The organism is Streptococcus sp. 2741, assembly GCF_013276315.1.
Classification (GTDB): Bacteria; Bacillota; Bacilli; order Lactobacillales; family Streptococcaceae; genus Streptococcus; species Streptococcus pseudopneumoniae.
Window position 1 is genome coordinate 36,304 of record NZ_VMKU01000069.1, and the last position, 11,275, is coordinate 47,578.

Genomic DNA, 11,275 nt, shown 5'->3' on the forward strand with positions numbered 1-11,275 from the left:
ATATGTACTCTGAAATAAATTTAAAATATTTTTAGAAAAGTATTGACAAATCAAAAGAAAACGTTTACTATAGAATAAGGGAACGGTTCCACAACGTGAGAAGGAGGAGTGATGACTACAATAAAACAGGTTGCTGAAGAAGCTGGAGTATCAAAATCAACGGTTTCAAGATATATATCAAAAAAAGGTTATGTTGGAGATGATGCGAGAGAGAAAATAAAAAATGCGATTAAAAAATTAAATTACACACCAAATGTATTAGCACAATCTTTGAAAACCAAAAAAAACCAAATAGTAGGACTCTTATTGCCAGATATTTCAAATCCCTTCTTCCCAAGATTGGTTCGAGGCGCTGAATCATATTTGAAAGATAAAGGTTATAGAATTATGGTTGGTACGATTTCAGACCAAGAATCTTTGAGTGAATATGTTAACTTGCTGTTGAAAACAAATGCTGCTGGCATTATTACTACACATGATTTCACAAAAGAATATCCAGATTTATCATTACCTGTTGTTGTGGTTGACCGAATTAGTAAAGATACAGGTTACGGTGTTTTTTCTGATAATCAGTCAGGTGGTCGTTTGGCTGCTGAAGCAATCTGTAATGCAGGTGCTAAACAAGTTCTGATTATTAAAGTTTTAGATGATAAAGCTGAGAACATTGCGGAACGATTTGAAGCAAGTTTAAACTATTTGAGGAATAAATCTTTAGAGATTCGTATTGAAGAAAGTGAAACATTTGAGTTTGAAAAAATTCAAAAAGAAGCTAAAGAGAATCTAAAAAGAAATCCAAATATTGATAGTATTATAGCACCTTCTGATATTCATGCGATAGCTTATATTCATGAAATTTTAGCAATTGGTAAAAAAATTCCAGATGATATTCAAATAATTGGTTATGATGATATTGTACTTAGTCAATTTATTTACCCTTCTTTATCAACTATTCACCAATCATCATATAAAATGGGAGAACAGGCTGCAAAACTAATCTATAATATGGCAAATAAGTTCTCTATAGATGAAGCTAAAATTAAACTACCTGTTAGATACGTAGAAAGAAATACATTAAGGAGAAAGTAATGAGTAAAATTGTTGTTGTTGGAAGTATTTCAATGGACTTAGTTATGAGAACAAAAAGGATTCCAGAAGGAGGTGAAACAATTTTTGGGGATTCATTTAATATAGTTCCAGGTGGAAAAGGTGCAAATCAAGCTGTAGCTATTGGTAGATTATCCAGTGTAGAAGATAATATTTACATATTTGGAAACGTCGGAGAAGATATTTTTTCAGCAGATTTATTAAGTAATCTGCAAAATAATAATATTTCTACAGAATATGTGGGAACGGTACCACAATCTACAGGAGTTGCACAAATTACTTTATATGGAGGTGATAATAGGATTATTTATTATCCCGGAGCGAATAATTTAGTTAAAACAAATGATTGGAAAAATGAGTGGGAATTGATTAGTGATGCAAGTATTGTTGTATTACAGAATGAAATACCACATGAAGCCAACCTATCTATAGCTAAATTTTGTCAAGAAAATCAAGTTAAGGTGCTTTACAATCCTGCACCAGCTAGAGAAACAGACATAGAGATGATTCCTTTTTGTGATTTTATTACTCCTAATGAGCATGAATGTTCAGAGCTTTTTCTAGATAAGAAATTAGAAGAAATTATTAAAATTTATCCTAATAAAATGATTGTGACATTAGGAGTTGAAGGTTCCATTTATTATGATGGGGCAGTAGTTCAGAAGATTCCTGCTATAAAAGCAGAAGTAGTTGATACTACAGGAGCAGGAGATACATTTAATGGTGCTTTTGCTTATGCTATCTCAAAAGGAAAAGAGATGAATGTTGCATTGTCCTTTGCAACGATTGCTTCACATCTTTCTGTTCAAAGATTTGGAGCGCAAGGAGGCATGCCGAGTTTGAAAGAAATAAAGGAGCATTCAGGATATGAAGAAATATGGGATTTTAAATAGTAATATAGCAAAACTAGCTGATGATTTAGGTCATATGGATTTGGTTTGTATCGGAGATTTAGGATTGCCAGTTCCAAAAGGTGTTGATAAAATTGATTTAGCATTAAGAAAAGGTAGTCCAAGTTTTTTAGAAGTTTTAAAAGAATATTCAGATCATGTACTTATTGAAAAAATTTTCTTAGCAGAAGAAATTAAGGAAAAAAACAAAGAACAGTGGCAAGCAGTTTTAGATCTTTTAGAATCGAATATAATTATTGAATATATTAGTCACGAAGAATTGAAAGCTATGAATACTAAAGTTAAGGCAGTTATTCGCACTGGGGAAGATACACCATATTCGAATATAATCTTGCAATCAGGAGTTATTATTTAGAAGGGGGTTGCCTATGAAAATTGAAATGAAGAACATTTCAAAATCTTTTGGGAATAATCGTGTTTTAGAAAGTATTGATTTGGTTCTTAATTCAGGAGAAGTTCATGCTTTAATGGGAGAGAATGGTGCAGGCAAATCAACCTTAATGAATATTTTAACTGGACTTTTTCCAGCTACTTCAGGAACTATTTTTATTGATGGAAAAGAAAAAACATTTTCTAATCCTCAAGAGGCAGAACGGTTTGGACTGAGTTTTATTCATCAAGAAATGAATACTTGGCCAGATATGACTGTACTTGATAATCTTTTTTTAGGAAGAGAAATAAAAAATTCGATTGGGTTTTTAGATAAAGCTAGTATGGAAAGGAAAGCTAAAGAAGCATTTAAACGTCTTAATATCTCTATTCCTCTTGATGCAATCATTGGTCAATTATCAGTCGGACAACAACAAATGATAGAAATAGCAAAATGTTTATTATCAGAAGTTTCCTTGTTAATTATGGATGAACCCACAGCAGCTTTAACTGATCGTGAAACTGAAACACTTTTTAAAGTGATAGAAGGATTAAAATCTGATGGTGTAGGTATTGTGTATATTTCACATCGGATGGAAGAAATCTTTAAGATTACAGATCTTATAACTGTTATGAGGGATGGGTTTGTAATTGATACCAAGAAAACGAAGTTAACCAATGCGGATGAATTAGTTCAGAAGATGGTAGGTCGTGAATTAGAAGATTATTATCCAGAAAAAAAGGCTGAGATTGGGAATATTGTTTTTCAAGCTAAGAATCTTTCTGGTGATGCTTTTACGGATATTTCTTTCTATGTACGTCAAGGGGAAATTCTTGGTTTTTCTGGTTTGATGGGTGCTGGTCGTACTGAAATAATGCGAGCAATTTTTGGAATTGATTCTTTAAAATCTGGTCAAATTATAATAAACGAAGAACAACTGATAATTAAAAATCCTTTTGAAGCAATTAAGCATGGAATTGGTTTCTTAACAGAAGATCGTAAAGATGAGGGATTGATTTTAGATTTTTCTATTAAAGATAATATGACTTTACCTAGTACTCGAGATTTTGTTAAAAATGGTATTTTTGATAATAAAACAAGTGATATATTTGTACAACGTTTAATTGATAGGCTACGAATTAAATCAGGTTATCCAGATAAGGAAGTTGGAACACTTTCTGGTGGTAATCAACAGAAAGTAGTTTTAGCAAAATGGATAGGTATTGCACCAAAAGTACTGATTTTAGATGAGCCAACTCGTGGGGTAGATGTTGGTGCTAAGCGTGAAATTTACCAATTAATGAATGAATTGGCTGAACGAGGTGTACCGATTATTATGGTCTCTTCAGATTTACCAGAAGTGATTGGAGTCAGTGATCGCATTATGGTCATGCATGAAGGTAGAATTAGTGGGGAATTAACACGTCGAGAAGCTACACAAGAAAAAGTTATGCAACTAGCTACAGGAGGACAATAGTGTGAAAAATACTATGAAGTATATGTCAGAATTGACAACAGTAATAGCATTGATAATTTTAATGGCTGTCATCACTATTATCAATTCAAATTTTTTAACAGCAAATAATCTGTTAAATTTACTATTGCAAGTAACATCAAATGCACTGATCGCTTTTGGAATGACCTTTGTTATTCTAACAGGTGGAATCGATTTATCAGTAGGATCAATTTTAGCCTTATCCAGTGCGCTAACAGCAGGTTTATTAGGATCTGGAATGCCTGTTACGTTAGCAATTCTCATCTCTTTAATTTTGGGTTGCATTCTAGGTATGATGAATGGGTTATTGATTTCCTACGGGAAATTAGCTCCATTTATCGTCACTTTAGCGACTATGACTATTTTTAGGGGAGCAACACTTGTTTATACAAATGGGAATCCTATTACAAAAGGATTAAGTGATACATTCTTATTTCAATTTTTGGGGCAAGGTTACATAGTAGGAATTCCATTTCCTGTAATTATTATGTTTATTGTATTTATTGTTTTATATGTTTTACTTCATAAAACAGCATTTGGTAAATCTGTATATGCTATAGGGGGGAATGAAAAAGCAGCATATATATCAGGTGTGAAATTAAATAAAGTGAAAATTATCATTTATTCAATATCAGGTATGATGGCTTCAATTTCTGGATTGATTATAACATCACGCTTAAGTTCTGCTCAACCAACAGCAGGTGCTAGTTATGAAATGGATGCTATTGCAGCTGTTGTTCTTGGGGGAACCTCATTATCAGGAGGTAAAGGTCGTATACTGGGGACCTTAATAGGTGCTTTAATTATTGGGGTTTTGAATAATGGACTTAATATTATCGGTGTGTCAGCATTTTGGCAACAAGTAGTAAAAGGAGTTGTAATCTTAATTGCTGTTCTGATTGATCGTTTTAAAGTTGTAAAACAGTAGAATCATTTTCAATTTTTTTGGAAATAGCAACAATTTATTAGATGACGTACAATAATCGGGATGGAAACTATCCCTATAGATATATATTACGAGGAGTAATAACATGAAAATTATTAAAAAAATTAGCATTTTTGCTTTGTTTGTAACATTTATTTTTGCTTTAGCAGCTTGTGGAAAAACTGGTTTAGGAAATTCATCAAATGATAATAAATCTACGACTCAAAAGTCGGCAAAAGAATTAAAATTAGGAGTTTCTATTTCGACTACTAACAATCCCTATTTTGTGGCTATGAAAGATGGTCTTGAAAAAGCTGCAGGAGAAAAAGAAGTAACTTTGAAGATAGCAGATGCACAAGATGATGCTGCTAGACAAGCAGATGATATTCAGAATTTTATTAGTCAAAATGTAGATGCTTTACTAATTAATCCAGTTGATTCTGATGCAATTGTTACATCTATTAAAGCTGCTAATAATGCAAATATTCCAGTAATCTTAATTGACCGCGGTAGTAATGGTGGTGAAGTCTTGACAACTGTTGCTTCTGATAACGTAGAAGCAGGTAAAATGGCTGCCGAATTTATTACCAAGCAATTGGGAGAAAAAGCAAAAACTTTTGAATTATCAGGAGTTCCTGGTGCTTCTGCAACAGTAGATAGAGGTAAAGGATTTGAACAAATTTCAAAGACAAATTTAGATGTTCTTTCTAGTCAATCCGCTAATTTTGATCGCGCAAAAGCTTTGAATACAGCGCAAAATATGATTCAAGGAAACAAAGAAGTACAAGCAATCTTTGCACAGAATGATGAGATGGCGTTAGGAGCTGCACAAGCAGTAAAAGCAGCTGGTCTTAGCAATGTATTAATTGTTGGTATTGATGGTCAACCAGATGCACATGATGCTATTGCCAAAGGTGATATTACTGCCACTATTGCTCAGCAACCAGCTAAGATGGGTGAAATTGCTATTCAATCAGCAATTGATCATTATCAAGGGAAAAAACTAGAAAAAGAAACAGTTTCTCCAATTTATCTTGTGACTAAGGATAATGTTGATCAACATAACTGGTGATATATTTAATAAGTAGGTACTTATTCATCTTCATTCAATGTAGTTTTTAAATATCATTGTTACTATTTGAGCTATTGGATTCAAAAAGACCAGATTCCAAACTTGGATCTGGCCTATGATATGTTACCTTTGATGGAGATGATGGACGCTCCTGACAAGTCAGAGTTTTTCTACCGCCACCGTACAGAAGACGATTGGGAAAAGAAAATTTTCTAATCCTTTACTAAATAACCAAGCTGATCCAAGGCCTCCTCGATATAGTGGAGGTCTTGTTGTGTCTCGGCTTCAACTAGGTGATAATGAATACCATCTGTTAACTCAGAAATTGGCTTAAAGTCAGAACGTTCAACTTGTTCTAGAAAATGTTGCACGTCGCGGCGACAGGTCAGTTTTAGTAAGGTTTCAATCTCTCCATAAACAGGATGATCAATCAAGATATTTTGAACGCGACCACCATTATCTACGATAGCAAGTAATTCTCGTCCAATTTCTTCAACTTCATGCTTGACCTTAAATAATTTGTGATGATAAGTATTTGCATTAGCATCTTTATAGATATAACCACGATTGGTAGATAGAATTGGAGATCCATCAGCTCTTAAAATTGCAATATCTTGAACAATAACTTGTCGAGTGACATGAAAGTGCTCAGCTAATCTTTGGCCATTGAGGGCTTTAGGAGCTTCTTTCAAGAGTTGGAGCAGGGCTTGTTTGCGATCTTTTGTCATAGTTCTTCCTTTTAACGGCGTTTTCGAAGCACTTTATAGACAGCTAGTGCTAATGTATAGTCTACCATACTATGGATAATTGTACCAAATCCAACTAGTACAAATAGAACATAAAACATATTTTCTACATTGGTACCCGAAGTTGCGTAAAAAACGACACAGGCCAATACTTCAGCAAGGGCATGAACGACAGCCAAAACAAAGTTGAAAATCCAGGAAGCTTTTGGTTTATCTAGGGTATCGGGGAATTTTTGTAGGTAAAGAGCCCCCAAAGTCCCAAAAAAGATATGGGAAAAAGCTCGAAAAACGATCACCATGGGATAGCCAGCCATCAAAAAACCAAAACTAGAGGCTAGGATAACAAAAACTGCCATCAAGGGCGACAAGAACATGGCAATAAAAATAGCGATGTGGCTCCCCAAAGTATAGGAAGCAGGTGGAATGACAATCTTAAAAGGCATAACAATTGGAATCAAAATTGCAATAGCCGTTAAGAGGGCAGTCATTGTCATAAATTGTGTCTTTTTCCGTGTATTCATAAGAATCTCCTTTTTGTCTGTATATACACTAGTATAGTACAATAAACAAGACAATAAAGCAAGGATTTACTTGAGTTTATAGGTCATTTTAAATTAAATATTGGTAAAGATTTCACTAATAATAGTAATGATATAGAGCAAAATCTCCACCTTCAAGTATGAAAGCGGAGATTGTTTTTATTTCTTCAAGGTTTGTAGTCTTGGAACAATGGCTAGGGTTAGAACTGCGGAAATGATTAATTCGGCAATCGAATTTGTTGAGATAACAGTTGCTAGGAGTTTTTGGATATTACCATCAAAAACATTTCCAAAAAGATAGAAAATTCCACCAAGTACAAAGACTGTGTTGGTAAGTGAACCAAGGGCACCAGCTAGAATCAGACCAGTTTTATTTTTCATCAGTTTATAAACTAGATACGGAGTTAAACCAATCAAAATACGTGGGATGATGGCAATGATAGCTGAGTAGATGTTTCCGTTTGGTACGAATGGGGAGAAGAGGTAGCTTGTCGGTAGAATTGTAATCGTGTTAACAGTTAAGCTAAGTAGCCCCATCAAAAATCCAAGTGTAACCCCAACTCGTGGACCGTAAATAATGCTGGCAATAATGACAGGAATATGAACGATGGTCGGTTTGATTGGAAATGGAAAAAGGTTAAAGATAAGTGAGCTCAGAAAGTGTATCACGAGCATGGTTGCAAAAAAGATAGCAATGGGTGCAATATTAGAGCGTTTTTTCATCGAGAGTTTCCTTTATTCTTTCTAAAATAATTGTGAGGTCGGCTAAAGCTCCTCGTCCATGGTCGCCACAAGCTAGTAGGGATTCCTTAGGAGCAATCAGCTGATAGCCGTAGGCTTCTAATGTTTTCAGATTAGCCTGAGTTGCTGGATGGTCATACATTTTTGTATTCATAGCTGGTGCGATGAGTTTGGGAATATGACTGGGCAGGGCTAGAGCTGTACAGGTTACCATGTTATCCGCAAAGCCGTGGGCTAGTTTTGCAATAGTGTTAGCAGTTGCAGGGGCCACGATAAATAAATCCGCCTTTTTTCCAAGTTCGATATGATTGACTTGATCAGGATATGGTTCCTTCATGACATCTAAGTGGACGTAATTCTGTGAGAGTACCTGTAGTGTCAAAGGTTGGATAAACTCTGTAGCAGCCTGAGTCATTAAGACAGTGACTTGATGACCTTGTTTTTTTAGAGAACTGACTAAATCTGCCGACTTGTAAGAGGCGATTGAGCCCGTTACAGCCAAGAGAATATGTGCCATAGCTTTCCTTTCTATGAATGATAGGCTTGAATTTTTTCAAGGAGGAGTTCTGCAATTTCTTCTTTAGTCTGGGCTGTTTGAAGCTGATCTTTTTCGACAAAGATAGCACGATGCTGGTTCGCTGAGATTTGAGTCAGGTCATTTGCGATAATCAAGTCTGCTTGGTTCTTGATAAGACTTTTTCTAGCAATGTCAACCAGATGATCTTCGGTAACATCAACCAGCAGTTTAAAGCCAATCAGATGAATAGCAGGATTCCATTCCTTGACTAGGGATATGATTTTGGGTGTCTTTTTAAGGAACAAAACCTGAACCTCATCAGTTGAAGAAATCTTGGCCTGATGATTCTGCTTGCTTAAAAATTCTTCTAGATTGGAGCTAGCCTGAACTTCCTCAAGCCCTGTCATATAAACAGGAGTGTAGTCAGATACGGCCATTGAGTGAATCAAGACCTGATAATCCTGAATACGTTCTTGCATTTCCAGTAGAAGGTCCTTGGTATTGTTAATTTCTCGAATGATTAGGTTGGGATGGGATTCTGGCTTCAAAGCTCGTTTTGTCGTCATTAAACAAACTTCATGCCCTGCAGAAAGCAAGGTTTCTGTGATGATTTTGCCCAAGTGACCTGTAGAATGGTTAGTGATAGAGCGGACGCTATCGATAGCTTCGCTGGTACCGCCCGATGTAACTAAAATTTTCATAGCACTATTGTACACAAAAATAAACGGTAAGTAAAATGAAAGTGATAAATTTTTGGTAGAAACGAATATTTACTATAGTTTCAAACTATAAAGCCATATAAAATTTAAGAAAGGGCTCTAAAAACCTTAAAAAAATGGATATTTACGAACGTTTAGAGAGTTTGAGGATGTTAAAAATCTTGTTTTGTGATATAATGAATTATCATATAAGAGGTTAGAGGAGTTTTGAATGAAAACAGATATTGAAATCGCACAGAGTATTGAGTTGAAGCCAATCGTTGATGTTGTAGAGAAACTTGGTATTTCTTACGAAGATTTAGAGTTGTATGGAAAGTACAAGGCTAAGCTCAGCTTTGATAAAATTCGTGCAGTTGAGAGCAATCCAGTTGGGAAATTGATTTTGGTTACTGCCATCAACCCAACACCTGCAGGTGAAGGAAAATCAACTATTACCATTGGTCTTGCGGATGCCTTGAACAAGATTGGCAAGAAAACCATGATTGCTATTCGCGAACCATCTCTTGGTCCAGTAATGGGAATTAAGGGTGGTGCCGCTGGTGGTGGTTATGCTCAAGTTCTGCCAATGGAAGACATCAACCTTCATTTTACTGGAGATATGCATGCCATTACGACTGCCAACAATGCTCTTTCTGCCTTGATTGACAACCACTTACATCAAGGGAATGAGTTGGGAATTGACCAACGTCGTATCCTCTGGAAACGCGTTGTGGACTTGAATGATCGCGCCCTTCGTCATGTAACTGTTGGACTTGGTGGCCCTCTAAACGGTATTCCACGTGAGGATGGATTTGACATTACAGTTGCTTCTGAAATCATGGCTATTCTTTGCTTGGCAACGGACATCGAGGACTTGAAACGTCGTTTGTCCAATATCGTTATTGGTTATCGCTATGACCGTACGCCAGTTTCTGTAGGTGATTTGCAGGTTGAAGGTGCTTTAGCATTGATTTTGAAGGATGCTATTAAGCCAAACTTGGTTCAGACAATTTACGGTACACCTGCCTTTGTACACGGTGGTCCATTTGCTAATATCGCTCACGGATGTAACTCTGTCTTGGCAACAAGCACAGCCCTTCACTTGGCTGATTACACAGTTACTGAAGCTGGTTTTGGTGCAGACCTTGGTGCCGAGAAATTCCTTGATATTAAGACACCAAACTTGCCAACATCTCCAGATGCAGTTGTCATTGTCGCAACCCTTCGTGCCCTTAAGATGAATGGTGGTGTGGCTAAAGATGCTTTGACAGAGGAAAACGTAGAGGCAGTTCGTGCCGGTTTTGCCAACTTGAAACGCCATGTTGAGAACATCCGTAAGTTCGGTATTCCAGCAGTTGTAGCAATCAATGAATTTGTCTCTGATACTGAAGCAGAAATCGCAGCCTTGAAAGAACTTTGTGCCTCAATCGATGTACCAGTTGAATTGGCTAGTGTCTGGGCTGATGGCGCGGAAGGTGGAGTAGCTCTTGCTGAAGCGGTTGTCAAGACTATCGCTGAAAATCCAGCTAACTATAAACGTTTGTATGATAATGACCTTTCTGTCCAAGAAAAGATTGAAAAGATTGTTACTGAGATCTACCGTGGTAGCAAAGTGAACTTTGAAAAGAAAGCTCAAATACAAATCGCTCAAATCGTTCAAAACGGTTGGGACAAATTGCCAATCTGTATGGCTAAGACCCAGTATAGCTTCTCAGACAATCCAAATGCGCTTGGAGCACCAGAAAACTTTGAAATTACCATTCGTGAATTGGTACCAAAATTAGGTGCAGGCTTCATCGTTGCCCTAACTGGTGATGTTATGACCATGCCAGGTCTTCCAAAACGTCCAGCAGCTCTCAACATGGATGTTGAAAGCGATGGAACTGTACTAGGCTTGTTCTAGTGGATTGAAATTGACTTTGAGAGACTGGGTAAAAACTCAATTTCAGGAGAAAATGAAGTAAATTTTCCCATAATAGAGCGCATAATATCAAGGTTTTTCAACACTGGATATTATGCGTTTTTTGAGTTTAAATATTTTTGCCCTACCTATTTCTTATTTGCTGCAAGCAGTTCATCAATAAAATTTAGTCCTCTTTCCCTTGGGAAGAGGCTTTTTATACTCAATGAAAATTAAAGAGCAAACTAGGAAACTAG

12 protein-coding genes and 1 pseudogene are annotated in these 11,275 nt (G+C 36.0%); 8 read left to right on the forward strand and 5 right to left on the reverse strand.

Annotation, left to right across the window (positions count from 1 at the left end; translation table 11 throughout):
- Positions 1–111 precede the first annotated feature (111 nt).
- The 7 genes and pseudogenes from HT671_RS07415 to HT671_RS07445 all read left to right on the forward strand — a co-directional run.
- Positions 112–1,086, forward strand: coding sequence for a LacI family DNA-binding transcriptional regulator (locus HT671_RS07415; protein WP_050207926.1), 975 nt, complete (start codon positions 112–114; stop codon positions 1,084–1,086).
- Entirely contained in the window at positions 1,086–1,997 is a 912-nt protein-coding gene (gene rbsK, locus HT671_RS07420; RefSeq protein WP_050207927.1) for a ribokinase, read from the forward strand. The genes HT671_RS07415 and rbsK overlap by 1 nt, the downstream gene beginning before the upstream one ends.
- On the forward strand, positions 1,972–2,370 hold the full coding sequence (gene rbsD / locus HT671_RS07425; protein ID WP_000759834.1) for a D-ribose pyranase: 399 nt from the start codon (positions 1,972–1,974) through the stop codon (positions 2,368–2,370). Before rbsK ends, rbsD begins: the two co-directional genes overlap by 26 nt.
- A 13-nt stretch (positions 2,371–2,383) precedes the next feature.
- The gene (locus tag HT671_RS07430) at positions 2,384–3,862 is read left to right on the forward strand and encodes a sugar ABC transporter ATP-binding protein (RefSeq protein ID WP_000687782.1); all 1,479 of its coding nucleotides are present in this window, start codon (positions 2,384–2,386) and stop codon (positions 3,860–3,862) included.
- Position 3,863: 1 nt separating this feature from the next.
- Positions 3,864–4,808, forward strand: coding sequence for a ribose ABC transporter permease (gene rbsC / locus HT671_RS07435; protein WP_023938584.1), 945 nt, complete (start codon positions 3,864–3,866; stop codon positions 4,806–4,808).
- Positions 4,809–4,911: 103 nt separating this feature from the next.
- Positions 4,912–5,877 carry a substrate-binding domain-containing protein gene (locus tag HT671_RS07440; protein WP_023940186.1) on the forward strand — a complete coding sequence of 322 codons (966 nt, stop codon included), beginning with the start codon at positions 4,912–4,914 and terminating at the stop codon, positions 5,875–5,877.
- A 75-nt stretch (positions 5,878–5,952) separates the two neighbouring features.
- Positions 5,953–6,093, forward strand: a pseudogene (locus tag HT671_RS07445) (DNA mismatch repair protein MutT); the annotation flags it as partial.
- Here HT671_RS07445 and HT671_RS07450 read toward each other — a convergent pair.
- From HT671_RS07450 to coaB, 5 genes are all read right to left on the reverse strand, one after another.
- Positions 6,090–6,605, reverse strand: coding sequence for a transcription repressor NadR (locus HT671_RS07450; RefSeq protein ID WP_000159169.1), 516 nt, complete (start codon positions 6,603–6,605; stop codon positions 6,090–6,092). The pseudogene HT671_RS07445 and the gene HT671_RS07450 overlap by 4 nt on opposite strands.
- An 11-nt stretch (positions 6,606–6,616) precedes the next feature.
- The gene (locus HT671_RS07455; RefSeq protein ID WP_001097394.1) at positions 6,617–7,144 is read right to left on the reverse strand and encodes an ECF transporter S component; all 528 of its coding nucleotides are present in this window, start codon (positions 7,142–7,144) and stop codon (positions 6,617–6,619) included.
- A gap of 177 nt (positions 7,145–7,321) precedes the next feature.
- Positions 7,322–7,885: an ECF transporter S component gene (locus tag HT671_RS07460; protein ID WP_023938573.1), complete on the reverse strand. Its 564-nt coding sequence runs from the start codon at positions 7,883–7,885 to the stop codon at positions 7,322–7,324.
- Positions 7,869–8,420, reverse strand: coding sequence for a phosphopantothenoylcysteine decarboxylase (coaC, locus tag HT671_RS07465; protein ID WP_023938571.1), 552 nt, complete (start codon positions 8,418–8,420; stop codon positions 7,869–7,871). Before coaC ends, HT671_RS07460 begins: the two co-directional genes overlap by 17 nt.
- Positions 8,421–8,431: 11 nt before the next feature.
- Complete coding sequence (coaB, locus tag HT671_RS07470; protein WP_023938570.1) at positions 8,432–9,121, reverse strand: phosphopantothenate--cysteine ligase; 690 nt, start codon at positions 9,119–9,121, stop codon at positions 8,432–8,434.
- A 229-nt stretch (positions 9,122–9,350) separates the two neighbouring features.
- Here coaB and HT671_RS07475 point away from each other — a divergent pair, with 229 nt between their 5' ends.
- Positions 9,351–11,021 carry a formate--tetrahydrofolate ligase gene (locus HT671_RS07475; RefSeq protein WP_023938568.1) on the forward strand — a complete coding sequence of 557 codons (1,671 nt, stop codon included), beginning with the start codon at positions 9,351–9,353 and terminating at the stop codon, positions 11,019–11,021.
- The last annotated feature ends 254 nt before the right edge of the window (positions 11,022–11,275 follow it).